Annotated in this window: 12 protein-coding genes; 5 read left to right on the plus strand and 7 right to left on the minus strand. The window is 74.4% G+C overall.

What is annotated here, in order from left to right; genetic code table 11:
- Positions 1-54 precede the first annotated feature (54 nt).
- Positions 55-1,011, plus strand: coding sequence for a UDP-glucose 4-epimerase GalE (gene galE, locus TOK_RS03400; protein ID WP_098956305.1), 957 nt, complete (start codon positions 55-57; stop codon positions 1,009-1,011).
- 55 nt (positions 1,012-1,066) lie between these two features.
- Here galE and TOK_RS03405 read toward each other — a convergent pair whose 3' ends face one another.
- The 5 genes from TOK_RS03405 to TOK_RS32315 all read right to left on the minus strand — a co-directional run bounded on the left by TOK_RS03405 (position 1,067) and on the right by TOK_RS32315 (position 9,278).
- A complete protein-coding gene (locus TOK_RS03405) occupies positions 1,067-2,206 on the minus strand; it encodes a DUF4192 domain-containing protein (protein WP_172457384.1) in 1,140 nt (379 codons plus the stop codon).
- A gap of 392 nt (positions 2,207-2,598) precedes the next feature.
- On the minus strand, positions 2,599-3,516 hold the full coding sequence (locus TOK_RS33185) for a M23 family metallopeptidase (RefSeq protein ID WP_253258153.1): 918 nt from the start codon (positions 3,514-3,516) through the stop codon (positions 2,599-2,601).
- Positions 3,517-3,899: 383 nt separating this feature from the next.
- Positions 3,900-7,379 carry an indolepyruvate ferredoxin oxidoreductase family protein gene (locus TOK_RS03415; protein WP_098956307.1) on the minus strand — a complete coding sequence of 1,160 codons (3,480 nt, stop codon included), beginning with the start codon at positions 7,377-7,379 and terminating at the stop codon, positions 3,900-3,902.
- A gap of 111 nt (positions 7,380-7,490) precedes the next feature.
- Positions 7,491-9,056, minus strand: a complete 1,566-nt coding sequence (locus TOK_RS03420) for an acyl--CoA ligase family protein (protein WP_098956308.1) — start codon at positions 9,054-9,056, stop codon at positions 7,491-7,493.
- A gap of 45 nt (positions 9,057-9,101) precedes the next feature.
- Positions 9,102-9,278: a hypothetical protein gene (locus tag TOK_RS32315; RefSeq protein ID WP_172457385.1), complete on the minus strand. Its 177-nt coding sequence runs from the start codon at positions 9,276-9,278 to the stop codon at positions 9,102-9,104.
- 34 nt (positions 9,279-9,312) lie between these two features.
- Between TOK_RS32315 and TOK_RS03425 the strand changes: the two genes are divergently transcribed.
- From TOK_RS03425 to TOK_RS03435, 3 genes are all read left to right on the plus strand, one after another.
- Positions 9,313-10,074 carry a hypothetical protein gene (locus tag TOK_RS03425; RefSeq protein ID WP_098956309.1) on the plus strand — a complete coding sequence of 254 codons (762 nt, stop codon included), beginning with the start codon at positions 9,313-9,315 and terminating at the stop codon, positions 10,072-10,074.
- Between the two features lie 30 nt (positions 10,075-10,104).
- Positions 10,105-11,232 carry an MBL fold metallo-hydrolase gene (locus TOK_RS03430; protein WP_253258154.1) on the plus strand — a complete coding sequence of 376 codons (1,128 nt, stop codon included), beginning with the start codon at positions 10,105-10,107 and terminating at the stop codon, positions 11,230-11,232.
- Positions 11,233-11,569: 337 nt separating this feature from the next.
- Entirely contained in the window at positions 11,570-11,899 is a 330-nt protein-coding gene (locus TOK_RS03435; protein WP_098956310.1) for an Lsr2 family protein, read from the plus strand.
- 107 nt (positions 11,900-12,006) lie between these two features.
- On the opposite strand, the gene TOK_RS03440 is transcribed toward TOK_RS03435, so the two are convergent.
- Positions 12,007-12,762 (minus strand): SDR family NAD(P)-dependent oxidoreductase, encoded by a 756-nt coding sequence (locus TOK_RS03440; RefSeq protein WP_098956311.1) that lies wholly within the window; start codon positions 12,760-12,762, stop codon positions 12,007-12,009.
- 56 nt (positions 12,763-12,818) lie between these two features.
- Positions 12,819-14,006 (minus strand): MFS transporter, encoded by a 1,188-nt coding sequence (locus TOK_RS03445; protein WP_098956312.1) that lies wholly within the window; start codon positions 14,004-14,006, stop codon positions 12,819-12,821.
- A gap of 51 nt (positions 14,007-14,057) precedes the next feature.
- Here TOK_RS03445 and TOK_RS03450 point away from each other — a divergent pair, with 51 nt between their 5' ends.
- Complete coding sequence (locus TOK_RS03450) at positions 14,058-15,560, plus strand: aspartate aminotransferase family protein (RefSeq protein WP_374754848.1); 1,503 nt, start codon at positions 14,058-14,060, stop codon at positions 15,558-15,560.
- Positions 15,561-15,623: the final 63 nt, after the last annotated feature.

Raw genomic sequence — 15,623 nt, forward strand, 5'->3', positions numbered from 1 at the left:
GGTCCTGTGTGAACGGGTGACGGCGTCCGGGTGTCGCCGTGCGAGGAGGATCGAGTGAAGCTGCTGGTCACGGGTGGGGCGGGCTATGTGGGCAGCGTGTGCGCCGCCCATCTGCTGGAGGCCGGCCACGACGTCGTCGTCCTCGACGACCTGTCGACCGGCCATCGCGACGCCGTTCCCGACGGGGCCCGGTTCGTCGAGGCCGACCTGGCCGACGCCGCGGGCGAGGTGCTCGGCGAGGGTTTCGACGGGGTCCTCCATTTCGCGGCGCGGTCGCTGGTCGGCGAGTCGGTGCAGAAGCCGGAGATCTACTGGCAGGGCAACGTCGTGACCACGCTGCGGCTGCTGGAGGCTATCCGCACGCACGCGACGCCACGCCTGGTGTTCTCCTCCACCGCCGCGACCTACGGCGAGCCCGATTCCGTACCGATCCGGGAGGACTCCCCCACCCGGCCGACCAACCCGTACGGCGCGAGCAAGCTCGCGATCGACCACATGATCAGCTCCTACGCCGCTGCCCACGGCCTCGCCGCGACGAGCCTGCGGTACTTCAACGTCGCCGGCGCCCACGACCGGTTCGGCGAGCGGCACACCGTCGAGACCCACCTGATCCCGATCGTGCTGCAGGTCGCCGCCGGGTCCCGCGAGTCCGTGCAGATGTTCGGCGACGACTGGGACACCCCGGACGGCACCTGCGTGCGTGACTACATCCATGTCGACGACCTGGCCGACGCGCACCTGCGCGCCCTCGACCACGCGACGCCGGGCGTCCACGCGATCTACAACCTCGGCAACGGTCACGGTTTCTCCGTGCGCGAGGTCGTCGAGGCCTGCCGCGAGGTCACGGGCCACCCGATCCCGGCCGTGGTCGCACCGCGCCGGGCCGGGGACCCCGCCGTGCTGGTCGCGTCGAGTGAGCGGGCCCGGACCGAACTCGGCTGGTCGCCCACCCGGACCACCCTGGCCGACATGGTCGGCGACGCGTGGCGGTTCGCCCAGCAGCGGGCCTGACGGCGCCGAGGCCGCTGCGCGGTCCGCGTCCACCCGTCGCAGGTACGGACGCCGGTCACGACAGGCCGTCGGCGAGCCAGGCGCGGACCTGAGCGGGCCCGAACCCGCGTCCGAGGGCGTCGGCCAGCGCCTCTCCGAGCCGGTGGCCCGGCCAGGCCTGGCGGGCGCGGTCCACCGCGATGTTGGCCAGGGCGCCGTCGCCGCGGGCCAGTGCGGCGACCGCGAGGAGCGCGGCCGCCTCGGCGGCCTCCGGTTCCGGCGTCTCGCGGACGAGCGCGGCCCACAGCTGCTCGGCCGCCGCGGCGCGGGGCCCGACGCACTCGCGGAGCGCCACGTCGCGCACCCCCGGCGTCTGCAGCGCGATGCCCAGGTCGAGGACGGTGGCGTCGTCGAGGACCAGGGTGCCGGCGGCGGTGGCCCCGAGGGCGGCCTCCAGCGCGGCCGCCGACGCCGTCGCGTCGAGGCCTGCCGCGCGGGCCTCGAGCTCGCGGTCGAACAGCGCGTGGCGCCGGCGCAGGCGCCCGGCGTCGGGGGTCCGCAGGGAGGCCACGATCTCCGCTCGTGACGATCGCACGACCGCTCCCGCGACGACGGCCGCCGCGGTGAGGGGCAGCTCGTCGGCGTCGGCGACCACACCGTCGCAGCCACACGGTGCTGTGCACCTCCACCGCGATCCGGCCGTTGTCGACGCTGCCCAGACCTGCGTCCCGACGACGCCCACCCCGGCGGCGAGCAGTGCGCCCGCCGCCGCGTCGGCGAGCACCGTCACCGCGGGCCCCGGTGCGTCGGCGTCCGGGCCGGGCCCGTACGGGTCGGCACAGGTCGGACCGGCACACGACCGATCGGCTCTGGACGGATCAGCACCGGACAGAGCGGCACCGGACGGATCAGCGTTGGCCAGGCCGCTACCGGACACGCCGGTGACCGGCGACGAGACCGCGCCGCCCAAAACGACGACCGCCGCGCCGAGCGGGCCGGGTCCCGCGGCGCCGACGAGGCTCGACGCCACGGTGCCGCACAGCTCCGCGATGCCGCCCGGGAAGTCCGGGCCCGCAGGGTCCGGCAGGTCGGCGCGCAGCGTCACCCCGACCGTGCGCAGACCCGGTCCGTGCGTGGACACCACGATCAGCGAGCGTTCGGGATGGAACCCGAGCAGCACGGGGAGGGCGGCGACGAGCTCACCGGGCCCGCGCACCGAGGTCGGCTCCCGACGGCGGCCAGACGGGTGGGACGAGCGGCGGGACGGGCGGGAGGGTCCTGCGGAGGTCATGGCGCCATCGTGGCGACCCGCGCCGACACCCGGGCCCGACCGGACGACTCCCTGTGGACACCCCCGTCACCGACCGCCGCGGACACCTGATTGTGGATCATCCGCCGCGTCGCACGACGGCACCACGAGATGTGTCGGTGCACGGTGCTTCACTGGGCGGGGGCCGCGGCGCCCCAGGGCGGGGGCGCCGCGCTCCAGGTGGGCGAGGGCCGCCGCGCTCCACCGAGCGGGCGCCGCCGCACTCCGGTCCGCGGGGCCGCCGCGCTTCGGTGGGCGCACGTCAGCGGGCGAGGCCGCCGCGCTTCAGGACGTGGACGTCACTGGTAGCGGAAGCCGTGCGCGTTCAGCCAGGGGCGGGGGTCGATCTTCTTCCCGCCCGCGGTCTGGACCTCGATGTGCAGGTGCGGTCCGGTGGACTGCCCGCGGTTGCCGACCTCGGCGATCTGCTGCCCGGCACTCACCTGCTGCCCGACCTTCACCAGCGACCGGTTGATGTGGCCGTAGACGGTGATCGTGCCGTCGGCGTGCTGGACGCGGACCCACATCCCGAAGCCGCTGGCCGGCCCGGAGCTGATGACGACGCCGTCGAGCGGGACCCGGATCGGGGTGCCGATGGGGGCGGCGATGTCGAGGCCCGCGTGCATGGCACCGCCACGCATGCCGAACCCGGAGCTGACCCGGCCGGTGACGATCTGCACCGCGCGCTTGGCCTCGTCCGCCTTCGCCTTCGCCTCCTCGGCGGCCTTCGCGGCGGCCTGCTGTGCGGCGGCCTGCTGCGTCGCGGCCTGCCGGGCGACGGCGGCGTCGACCTGCTGGTGTGCGGAGGCGACGAGGTCGGCACCACGCTCGGAGACGACGCGCAGGACGTCGGGCGAGATGGCGGGGGCCACCTCACCCGAGGCGAGGGCCGCGACGTCGGCGCCGGTGACGGCCTCGGGGGCGTCGGTGGGCTGCGAACCGGACGCGGTGCCGGTGTCGTCGTCGACAGCCGTGTCGGCCGTGCCGGAGCTGAGCAGGGCGGTGACGTCGGGCGACGACAGGGCACCGCTGTGCACGGCCTGGGCCGTGACGGCGACGGCGCCGCCTGCGACGACGGTCGCGATGATGCGCGCGGTGAGCGCGCCGGACAGGGGGGTGGCTCGGTGCGCACCGCCGGCCCCCGGGCCCGTCGCGAGGACGGGCCACGTGGACCTTTGGTGCGCGCTACGGCCACTGGGGGAGCGATGCCGTGACACGACTTTCCTTCCGGATCCTGCGCCGCGGCCGGACGTCCCGTGGGGGCGGGTGGATCGATCGGGGGTTCGATCCGTGTCCGTTCCGTGACCGCGCCGTGATGCGATCCGAGATGGACGCTAGCCCGGCCGGACCGGACAGGTTGGCCATCCGGGACGCTGCTGAGGCAACCGGAACGGGTGACGCGGTGAGCGGCCGCCTCGGCGCGCCGAGCCGACACGCCGTCGGATTAACCAGCCGTTCACCGTTTCGAGGTGGCCCCGACGCCGATTCACAGATACGGAAAGTGACGACTTGTTGCCCTCCGCAGCACGGACGGGACGCCCGCCACACCGTCCGACCGGTCGTCGTCCGGGGACCGGTCGTGCGCCTGACCTGGGGATGATCAGGAACTGGCCGGGGCGTCCCCGTCAAGTCCGGAGACGGGGTGACCGAGCTCGGCCCGTCGCGCCCGGTAGCGCTCGACGGAGGCGACCTTGACGTCCTCGTACCCACGTACGAGATCGGCGGCGCGTGCCACCTCGACGGCGACGGGCAGCGAGGTCGCGGTGAGTGACCGGGCGAGGCCGCGGACGGTCCCGCGGTACTCGTCGCGCAGTGCCCGTTCGAGCCGCCGGACGGCGGTCCGGCCGAACGGGTCGAGCGGGGTGGCCCGCAGGACCTTGCCGGCGGCGAGCGTCCGCAGCACGGGCCGCATCCACGGGCCGAACGCGATCTTCGTCGCGCGCCCGGCGGCCCGCAGGACGGGTGGGTGCAGCCGGTAGCGCATCCGCGTGCCGCCGGGGACCTCCTCCGCGAGCCTGGCCTCGAAGGCCGGGTCGGTGAGCAGCCGGGCGACCTCGTACTCGTCCTTGTAGGCGGTGAGCTTGTAGAGGCCGCGGGCGACGGCCTCGGTGAACTCCCCTGCTCCCCCGGCACCGCGTTCGGCCTCCCAGGCCTCGCGCACGATGTCGGCGTAGCCGTGGGCGGTCCGCGGGGACTGGAACCCGACGAGCCGTGCGGCCCGGTCCTCGGCGACCTCGCGGACGGACGTCGGGAGCCGGTCGAGCCCGAGCCCGGGAGGAGGCGTGCGCACCGACACGGGCGCGGGGCCGCCGACCGCGGCCGCGAACGCGGCGGGATCGGCGACCGCCACCCGCCCCCACCGGAACGCGTCGGTGTTCGCGGAGACGGCGACGCCGTTGAGCGCGATGGCCCATTCGACGGCCTCGGCGGACACGGGCAGCGCCCCGGCCTGACAGGCCGCGCCGAGCAGCAGCAGGTTGGCGGGCATGGCGTCGCCGAACAGGGCCACGGCGGCGCCGGCGGCGTCGACGCGCACGACCTCGCGGCAGCGCCCGGCGATCCGGTCGACGAGCGCCTTCACGTCGGGGGCGGCGACGCCGACGTCGCGGACCATGGCGCCCGTCGGCACGGGTGACACCGAGACGACTGCGGTGGTCTCCGAGGCGGAGGCGTAGCCGAGGTTGCGGGCGTCGGCGCCGACGAGGGCGTCGCACGCGAGGTAGCAGCGGGCCTGCGCCGGTCCGACGCGGTTGGCCGGGCCGAGGTCGGCCTCCGACGCGGCGACGCGCAGGTGCGACACGACCGGTCCGGCCTTCTGCGAGAGCCCGGTCTGGTCGACGCCGTGCACCGCGAGACCCTGGCGGACCGCGGCGGAGGCGAGGACCTGGTTGACGGTCACGATCCCCGTCCCGCCGATCCCGGCGAGGAAGACGTCTCCCGCGGGGGCGACAACGGCCTCGGGCACCGACGGGGGTTCAGGTCGTGCGGAGGACGAGGGCCGCCCGGGAGGAGCGACGACCGTCACGAACGACGGGCAGTCCCCGTCGAGACACGAGTAGTCGGTGTTGCAGGAGGACTGGTCGATCCGGGTCTTGCGACCGAGCGAGGTGTCGACGGGCTGCACGGACAGGCAGTTGCTCTTGACCCCGCAGTCGCCGCAGCCCTCGCACACCTCTTCGTTGATGACGACGCGGGTGGGCCGCACGGCGAGCGTCCCGCGCTTGCGCAGTCGCCGGGACTCGGCGGCGCAGCGCTGGTCGTAGATGAGGACGGTGACGCCGGTGGTCTCGCCCAGCACGCGCTGGGCCTCGTCGAACCGGTCGCGGTGCCAGAGGTCGACCCCGCGCGGCAGCGGCGGCAGGGCCTTGTAGCGGGAGGGCTCGTCGGCGCACACGAGGACGCGGGACACCCCTTCGGCCAGCAGCTTCGCGGCGAGCGACGGGACCTCCAGCCCGCCTTCGGCGTCCTGCCCGCCCGTCATGGCGACGGCCCGGTTGTAGAGGAGCTTGTAGGTGATCGACACCCCGGCGGCGACGCAGGCCTGCACGGCGAGCTGGCCGGAGTGGGCGAAGGTGCCGTCGCCCATGTTCTGGTACATGTGCCCGGCCTCGGTGAACGGCGACTGCCCGATCCACTGGGCGCCCTCGCCGCCCATCTGCGTGATCGACGAGACCTCGCTGACCGGCCGGTGTGTCAGCGCGACCATGGCGTGGCAGCCGATGCCGCCACCGGCGACCGCACCCTCGGGGACGACGGTCGAGCGGTTGTGCGGGCAGCCCGAGCAGAAGTAGGGCGTCCGGGCGACGGGCAGCAGCTCCAGGACCGGCAGCGGCCGCGCCTCGGACGGCAGCGGGACGCGTGGGGACAGCACCCGGCGCAGCGGCCCCGCCAGCGCACCCGCGGTCAGCTCCCCCGCGACGGGCACGAGCGGGCGGCCGGACGCGTCGGCGGAACCCACGACGACGGGCGCGGACGCCAGGCCGTAGAGCGCGTCGCGTACCCCGGTCTCGAGGAACGGCGACTTCTCCTCGACGACGAGCACCGTGTCGAGGCCGTCGGCGAACTCGCGCAGGACGCTGCGCTGCACCGGCGAGACCATCCCCATGCGCAGCACCCGGATCCCGGCGCGGCGGCAGCCGTCGTCGTCGAGACCGAGGTCGCGCAGGGCCTGGCGGGCGTCGGTGAACGCCTTCCCGGCGGCGACGATCCCCAGCCATGCGCCGGGGGTGTCGAGCTCGACGGTGTTGATCGGGTTGGCCTCCAGGAACGCCTCGACCATCGCCCGGCGCGGCCCGTACATCTGGGCCTCGGCCTCCAGCGACGCCGGCGGGGCGAGCATCGGGATCTGGCGGTACTCCCATGCCCGGCCCTCCCATTCCAGGTCGGGCACGGTGATGTCGACGTCGCCGCAGTCGGCGTCGAGGGTCCAGACGCCGTCGGCGACGTCGGCGGTGATCTTCATGCCGACCCACATGCCCGACGCCCGCGACAGCGCGACCCCGTAGCGGCCGAGCCGGACGATGTCGGCGGCGCTCTCGGGGTAGAGGACGGGCAGGCCGTAGCCGTAGAGGGTCCGCTCGGAGATGCAGGGGATCGTCGACGACTTGCAGCTCGGGTCGTCGCCCGCCAGCACGAGCACACCACCGGCCGGGTGGGCGCCGCACATGTTGCCGTGGCGCATGGGGTCGCCCGCACGGTCGACGCCGGGGGCCTTGCCGTACCAGACGCCGACGGCTCCGTCGACGGTCCGGCCGTGACCGGGGACCTCGACCTGGCTGCCCCAGATCGCGGTGGCGGCGAGCTCCTCGTTGACGCCGGGGACGAACGTCAGCCCCGCGGTCTCGACGAGCTCGGGCGCGGCGGCGAGGGTCTTGTCCAGGCCGCCGAGCGGGGAGCCCTGGTAGCCGGAGACGAACGACGCGGTGTTCAGCCCGGCGCGGGCGTCGGCGGCGTGCTGCTCGACGAGCAGGCGTGCGATGGCCTGCACGCCGGTGAGCAGCACCGGGCCGGTCCCGGGGCGGTAGCGGTCGGTCAGGGAGAAGTCCACGGCCTCCCGCGGCCCGCTGTCCTGCAGGGTCATGCGTCCACCTCGCCGGTCGCGACGCCGTCCACGTCGTCGTGACGGCGACCCCACCTTCTCACCGCGGGCGCGGATCCGTGGAACGACCGTTCCGATCAGCGCAACGTCGCGTCACCGGATGCGGCGGTCCTGACCGGCCCACGCCTTGTCGCGGAGCACGAACTTCTGGATCTTGCCGGTGGAGGTCTTGGGCAGCTCCCCGAACACGACGGACTTCGGCGCCTTGAACCGCGCCAGGCGCCCCTTCACGTGCTCGACGATCTCCTCCTCGGTCGCCGACGCTCCCACGTGCAGGGTGACGTAGGCGGCCGGGACCTCGCCCCAGCGCTCGTCGGGCACCGCGATCACGGCGACCTCCAGCACCGCGGGATGCTCGGCGATGGCCTGCTCGACCTCGACCGACGCGATGTTCTCCCCACCGGAGATGATCACGTCCTTGGAGCGGTCCCGCAGCTCCACGTAGCCGTCGGGGTGCATGACACCCAGGTCACCGGTGCGGAACCAGCCGTCGGGCGCCGCCGCCGCGGTGGCCTCGGGATCGTCGAGGTAACCGAGCATGACGTTGTTGCCGCGCAACGCGATCTGCCCCACCGACGCGCCATCGGCGGGGAGGTCGGCCCCGTTCTCGTCGACGACGCGCACCGCGCAGGAGATCATGTTGCCGACGCCCTGGCGCGCCTTGAGCCGCGCCTGCTCGCCGCCGTCGAGGCCGTTCCACTCCGGCCGCCAGTCGCAGATCATCGCGGGTCCGAACGTCTCGGTGAGCCCGTAGAGGTGGGTGACGTCGAAGCCCAGCTCGGCCATCCGGCGCAGGATCGCGGGCGAGGGCGGCGCGCCGCCGGTCGCCACCCTCACGACGCGGTCGCCGGACACGCCGTCGCCCGCCTCGTCGGCGTAGGCGAGCATCGACAGGACGGTCGGGGCGCCGTTGAGGTGGGTGACGCCCTCGTCGCGGATCAGCTGCCACACCCGCGCGGGGTCGACCCTGTCGAGGCACACGTGGGTGCCCGCGGCGGCGGTGACCGCCCAGGGGAAGCACCAGCCGTTGCAGTGGAACATCGGCAACGTCCACAGATGGACCGTCGACGGCGACAGCCCGGTGTGCCCGACCATCGCCAAGGCCTGAAGGTAGGCGCCGCGGTGGTGGTACATGACGCCCTTGGGGCGCCCGGTCGTGCCGGAGGTGTAGTTGATCGAGAGCAGCGACCGCTCGTCGTCGGGGGTGCGCGCGAGAGGCTCCGCCCCGGCCAACAGCGCCTCGTACTCCTCCCCCGCCCGGATGCGCCGCGGTGGGGCGGACAGCCGGGAGAACGCGTCGTCGACGAGCGCGTCGAAGACGGGGTCGTGCACCAGCACCGCGGCGCGGGAGTGCTCCAGGATGTAGGCGATCTCCCCGGCCGAGAGCCGGGTGTTGATCGCGACGAGGGGCGAACCCGCCCACGGCACCCCGAAGTTCGACTCCAGCAGCACGTGGGTGTTGGGCGCGAGGAAGGCCACCGGCGCACCGTCGGCCAGCGGGGCGAGCCCGCCCGCGAGGCGCCGGCAGCGCTCGTGCAGCTCCCGGTAGGTCAGCCGCAGGTCGCCGTCGACGACGGCGACGCGGTCACCGTGCGCGGCGGCCGCCCGGTCGAGGTAGGACACCGGCGTCAACGGCTCGAACGAGAGGTCGGGCTGCATGCTCGCGACAGTGCCAGATCCACGGGCTCGTACCCGCTGTGAACCTCACCGCTCCGGTGCCGCCGACGACGCACGTTCGGCCTCCGCCGCGCGGGCGTGCAGCCGCTCCCGGATCTCGTCGGGCGTGTAGGCGCGCCGGCGCCGCTCCGCCCGTGCCGTGACGACGCCCGTCGCCGCCACTCCGGCGAGCCCGGCGAGTCCTGCCCACTTCCACCAGCGCATGGCCCATCACCTCCGGGCCCTAGGGTAGGCGCCCGTGACCGGCACCACGATCTCCCTCGACCGCGCGGTCGAGCTGACCCGCACGGGCGACGTCTGGCTGTTCCGCGGCCGCAGCGGCGCCGACCGCGCGATCCAGAACCTCACGAACTCGCCGGTCAACCACGTCGGGATGGCGATCGTCGTCGAGGACCTGCCGCCGCTGATGTGGCACGCCGAGCTGGGCCGGTCGCTGCCCGACATGTGGACGGGACGTCACCAGCGCGGGGTGCAGCTGCACGACCTGCGCGACGCCGTCGTCACCTGGCACGAGCGCTACGGCCAGCGGGCGTGGCTGCGCCAGCTCGACCCGCCGGTCGGCCGCGACCACGAGGACGCGGTCCTGCGGACGGTCGCCCGGCTCGACGGCACCCCGTTCCCGTCGACGGCGCGGCTCGCCTCGCGGTGGGCGCGCGGCCGGGTGCCGGGGGCCGTCCAAGCCGCGGCCCGAGCCCGTGACGAGGCGGTGGCGACGGTACGCGACCTCCTGCGCGGACAGCTGACGGGCCTGCTGCGCCGCTCGGACCCTGACGCCGCCGGACCGGACGGCGGCCAGGAGGTCACGCTCGCCGAGCCCGGGCTGGAGACGGCCTACTGCGCCGAGGTCGTCGCGGTGACCTACGAGGAGATGGGGCTGCTCGACACCGAGCGCCGCCCGAACTGGTACGACCCGGGCCGCTTCTGGTCCGGCGACCGGCTGCCGCTGACAGGCGGGTTCCGGCTCGGCGGCGAGATCGCGGTGACCGTCGGCGGACGCTGAGCGCCGGCAGTCCGTCCGTACGCTCGGTTCGTGACCCACGCACGTCGCCGGCTGGTGCCGACCGCAGTCCGTTCGCTGCTCCTCGGTGGCCTGCTGGTGGGGGCCGCCCGCACGGCGCGTGCCGCGCGGGGCGTCCCACTGGCGATCGGCGCGCCCGACGCCGAGCTTCGCGCCCGGGCCGCGACGTCGCCCCACGCCCGCGACGGCCGGTTCGCCAACGCCGAGGCGGGTGTGCAGATCGCGCCGGGCAGCGTGGGGCCGTTGCTGGTGCGGATGCTGACCCGCGGCTCGCGCGGCACCCCGTCGGGACCGGTGCCGATGCACGCCGATCGTGCTCCGGCGCAGGCGGGTGAGCTCGCGCTGACCTGGTTCGGGCACTCGTCGGTACTGCTGGAGATCGACGGCCGCCGTGTCCTGACCGACCCGGTGTGGAGCGAGCGGGTGTCCCCGTCGGGCCGGGTGGGCCCGCGGCGGCTGCACCCGGTGCCCGCGCCGCTGGAGTCGCTGCCGCCGGTCGACGCCGTCCTGGTCTCGCACGACCACTACGACCATCTCGACATGCCGACGGTGGCGCGGCTGGCCCGGGAGTCCGCGGCGGTGTTCGTGGTGCCGCTGGGGATCGGTGCCCACCTGCGGCGCTGGGGGGTGCCGGGCGACCGGATCCGCGAGCTCGACTGGGACGATGCCACCGAGGTCGCGGGCCTCACCATCACGTGCGCGCGGGCGCGGCACTTCTCGGGCCGGCTGTTCGCGCGCAACACCACGCAATGGGCGTCGTGGGCGGTGGCGGGGCCGCGCCGGCGGGTGTACTTCGGTGGCGACACCGGATACACCACGGCATTCGCCGACGCGGGCGTCCGCTTCGGACCGTTCGACGCCACGTTGTTGCCCGTCGGCGCATACGACGCGGCCTGGCCCGACATCCACATGAACCCCGAGGAATCTGTCCGCGCGCATCAGGACCTGCGCGGCGGATTACTCGTCCCCGTCCACTGGGCGACGTTCAACCTCGCATTTCACGGGTGGTCCGAGCCGGTGCGGCGACTGTCCGAGGCCGCGGAATCAGCGGGAATCCCGCTGGTCGTGCCGCGTCCCGGGCAACGTGTGGACCTGGTGGCCCCACCCCGGATCGACGACTGGTGGTCGGCGGTGGGCTGACCCTTTCCACGGGTTCCGCTCCGCCATTCATCCGGATTAGCCGGATGCGCTCGGTGCGCGTGACGCCGCACACCTCCGGGACGCCGGGTGCTCTGTGCAGCGAACCGGGTGAACTTCCGCAGGAACACGACGCAGAACAGTCGCGCTCCGCACCGATGACTCGCCACACACGCACACGTGACTCGGCGAGTCCGGGCCGACCCCATTCGACATTCGACGGCGGGCTCCATTACGATTGCTCTCGGAAGAATTCATGCGCATGCACGGCGCTCCGATGGAAACCCCCCGTTCCGTTCGGAGTTCTCGGCGTGCCCGGTTTCATGGTGAAGGGTTACCAGTGGCGAAGCAGACGACGGTGACGCTGGTGGACGACCTCGACGGCTCGGAGGCCGACGAGCAGGTCGAGTTCGCGCTCGACGGGAAGTCCTACGAGATCGACCTGTCCTCCGCGAATGGGAAGCGTTTGCGCGCCGCCCTCGACCCGTTCATTAATGCGGCCCGGCGCGCGCCGTCGCGTCGCTCGAGCGGCGGGAGCCCCGCCCGGGCGTCGTCCGACCGCGAGCAGAACCAGGCGGTTCGGGAATGGGCCCTCGAGCAGGGGATGAAGATCTCCGAGCGGGGTCGCATCCCCACCAATGTTCTCGAGGCCTACCGCAAGAGCCACTGAGCGTTCGCCGCACCCTTCCGCGTGAACCGGTGAGTCTTCGTATTCACGGAGCAATGCCGGTACCGCTGCGGCGGTCCCATCACTCCTGAGTTGCCGCAGGTAGGTTCTCAGGCTCGCCAGAGCTGCGAGCCGGCCCTACTGATCACGATGCTCGGCACCACCGCGCGGGCCGAGAGCCGGGTCAGTCCGAGCACCATTTCGCTGACGTCGGAGACGCCGAGCATCGACTTCCGTTCGAGGCGCCCGTCGAGATGTGCGGTCATGTCGGTGTCGACGTATCCGGGCGCCACGGCGGTCGCGTTCACGCCGTTCCCGGATTCCTCGAGCGACAGCGTCTCGCAGAACGACAGCAGAGCGGCCTTCGTCGCGCCGTAGACCGACAGCCCCGCCTCGGCCGCGACCCCGGTGATCGACGACAGGGCCACCACGCGGCTGCCCCGCTCGGGGTGCGCGGCCGCGGTCTCACGCAGCAGCGGCAGCAGCTCCCGCACGAGCAGGACGGGCGCGCGCAGGTTGATGCCCATCTGGAGGTCGTAGGCCTTCGTGCGGATGGCGCCGACGGTCTCCTCGGCGCCGAGTCCGGCGGCAAGCACCAGCACGTCGAGACGCCCGAACCGCTCGGTGTGCTGCGCGGCGAGCCGGCCGAGGGCCTGCTCGTCGGCCATGTCGGCGGCGACACCGAGCACCGGTACCCCGGCCTCGGCCTCGATCCGCCCGGCGGCCGCGGCGACGCCGGCCTCCTTGCGGGCGGCGACGGTGACGGCGAAGCCCTCCCCTGCGAGCCGGCGGGCGATGTCGAGGCCGATCCCGCGGGAGCCACCGGTGACGAGCGCGACCCTGCGCCCGTTGTCTGTTGCGATCATGGGGCCACTCTGCCGGACCCCGGGGCGGGCCGGCCGTGACACGGCCCACGTGACGGTCAGGCGATCCGGGTGTACCGGACCCGGGCCGCGACGGCGACCACCGCGAGCGGCACCGACACCGCCAGCGCGATCGTGAACACCGTCCCGAAGGCGCCGGCGTCCGCGAGCGGGGCGGCCAGCGCGGTGCCGACGGAGCTGCCGAGGAACAGCACGGCCGCGAACAGGGCGACAGCGGCGGCGCGCGCCTGCGGCACGACCTCGGTCGCCCACGTCTGCAGGGTGGTGTGCAGGAACGCCCAGGCGACGCCGAGCAGCAGGCCGGAGGCGAGGACGGTCGGCAACGACACCGTGATCGTCGTCGGGACCCAGGTCACGGCCAGGACCGCACCGCCGACGGCTGCGAGCCCGGCCGAGGGAACCCGCCCGACGAGGCGGCGAACCACCCGCGAGGTCAGCAGCGCCCCCACCCCGTAGCCCGCGGCGACGAGCCCCGCGACGCCGGGTGACCAGCCCTGGGCCTGCAACGACGGGGCGAGGTAGGTGAGGGCGCCGAGCGCGACCGCGCCCTCCACGAGCGCGAGCGCGAGCACCACCCAGGCCCAGCCACGACGCACGACCAGCCCCAGCGGGCGCAGCGGCGGACCGGGTTCGGGCCGGTCGGGTTCGGGCAGCCTGCGCAGTGCCCACCACAGCACGACGGCCGCGGCGCCGGTCAGCCCGAACACCGCCCGCCAGCCGACGAACTCGGCGACGACACCGGCGCCGATCGTCGCGACCGCGGTGCCCAGCGCCGACGCGGCCAGCAGGTCCGACAGCGGTCGCTGGCGCACCGCGACGGGCCAGGTGTCGCCGACGTAGACGAGCGTCGTCGGGATGAGGGCCGCGGCGGTGCCGCCCGCGACGACCCGGGACACGGCGAGCACGGCGAGGTTCGGCGCGAGGACCGACACGAGCCCGGCCAGGGCGAGCCCGCCCAGGGCGATGCGCATGACGCGGACGCGTCCCAGCCGGTCGCTGAGCAGGCCCCAGACGAGCTGCATCAGCCCGTAGGCGAGGAAGTACCCGCTGGCGACGGCTGCGACGGCGACGAGCGAGGCGTCGAGGTCCCGGGCGATCTCGACGAGCAGCGGCGCGATCGCGAAGCGGTCGCAGGTGCTGGTCAGCGCCGAGAGCTGGAGCAGCCGCAGCTTCGCCGCACCGTCGGGGACGTCCGGTTCCGCGGACCCTCCGGACGTGTCGGACACTTGGCAACCCTAAACACCGACGCCGATCATGACACCGTGAGGTGATCACCCGTGCCCGCCGACCTGTCCCCCGAGGAGTTCCGCCGCCTCGGTCACGCGTTCGTCGACTGGGTCGCCGACCATCGCGCCGGCCTGCCCGGGCTGCCCGTCGTCCCACCGGTCGAGCCGGGCGAGGTCGCCGCCGCGCTGACCGGGCCCGGGGCCGCGTTCGCCGGCGGGCGGCTACCGGAGTCCCCACGACCGCTGGAGGAGCTGCTCGGCGAGGTCGACCGTGTCGTCGTGCCGGCCAGCACGCTCTGGCAGCATCCCGCGTTCTTCGGCTACTTCCCCGCCAACGCGTCCACCTCCTCGCTGCTCGGCGACCTGCTCTCCGGCGCCCTCGGCGCCCAGGGGATGCTCTGGTCGACCTCGCCCGCGGCCACGGAGGTCGAGCAGGTCCTGCTCGACGGGCTGGCCCGCGCGCTCGGCCTCGGCGAGGCGTTCACCTTCACCGGGGACGGTGCCTGCGGGGGTGGCGGCTCGATCCAGGACTCGGCGTCGTCGGCCGCGCTCGTCGCCCTGCTGGCGGCGCTGCACCGCGCCGGCGGTGGTGCCTGGCGCGAGACCGGCGTCGACGGGACCGAGCGCGTCTACGTCACGGCGGAGACGCACTCGTCGCTGGCCAAGGCCGTGCGCGTCGCCGGACTCGGTGCGCGGGCGCTCCGGGTCGTCGGCACGGTCGCGGGGACGCAGTCGATGTCGGCGGCCGCGCTCGCCGGCGCCATGGCGGCCGACGTCGCGGCGGGGCGGCGCCCCGTGCTGGTCTGCGCCACGGTGGGCACCACCGGCACGGGCGCGGTCGACCCGGTGCGCGACATCGCCCCGGTCGCGGCGGCGCACGGGGCCTGGCTGCACGTCGACGCCGCGTGGGCCGGCGTGGCCGGTCTGTGCCCGGAGCTGCGCCACGTCGTCGACGGGGCCGAGCTCGCCGACTCGTTCTGCACGGACGCGCACAAGTGGCTGCTCACCGCGTTCGACGCCTCCCTGCTGTGGGTGCGCGACGCGACGGCGCTGCCGGCGGCGCTGTCGGTGACCCCGGAGTACCTGCGCAACGCCGCGTCGGAGTCGGGCGCGGTCGTCGACTACCGGGACTGGCAGGTGCCGCTGGGCCGCCGGTTCCGGGCACTCAAGCTGTGGGCCGTCGTCCACGATCTGGGCCTGGACGGGCTGCGCACCCACCTGCGCGGGCACGTCGCCGCCGCCGTCGCACTGGCCGGGTGGGTGCGCGCCGAGCCGGGGGTCGTACTGGCCGCGCCGCCGACACTCGGGCTGGTGTGCCTGCGGTTCGTCACCGCCGACGGGGGCCCCGACGACGCGACCACCCGGGCCGTCCTGGAGCGGGTCAACGTCTCCGGCGCGGCGTTCGTCACCCACACCGTCGTCGACGGGCGGTACGTGATCAGGGTCGCGATCGGCGGTGTGGCGACGGAACGCGTGCACGTCGAGCAGCTGTGGGAGCTGCTGCGGACCGGAGCGGCCGCCGTCCGGGCGACCTCCGCGCTGCCGCGTTCGTAAGGCTGAGCCGGCGGGCCCGCCGGAACGGACACGACCGGCACCGTCGACGGGAGACCCCATGAC

Source organism: Pseudonocardia sp. N23, assembly GCF_002583555.1.
GTDB lineage: Bacteria > Actinomycetota > Actinomycetes > Mycobacteriales > Pseudonocardiaceae > Pseudonocardia.

Excerpts from the sequence above, each read along its gene's own strand:
- TOK_RS03415 (WP_098956307.1), bottom strand. The coding sequence starts at position 7,379 with ATGACCCTGCAGGACAGCGGGCCGCGGGAGGCCGTGGACTTCTCCCTG.
- TOK_RS03420 (WP_098956308.1), bottom strand. The coding sequence starts at position 9,056 with ATGCAGCCCGACCTCTCGTTCGAGCCGTTGACGCCGGTGTCCTACCTC.
- TOK_RS32315 (WP_172457385.1), bottom strand. The coding sequence starts at position 9,278 with ATGCGCTGGTGGAAGTGGGCAGGACTCGCCGGGCTCGCCGGAGTGGCG.
- TOK_RS03440 (WP_098956311.1), bottom strand. The coding sequence starts at position 12,762 with ATGATCGCAACAGACAACGGGCGCAGGGTCGCGCTCGTCACCGGTGGC.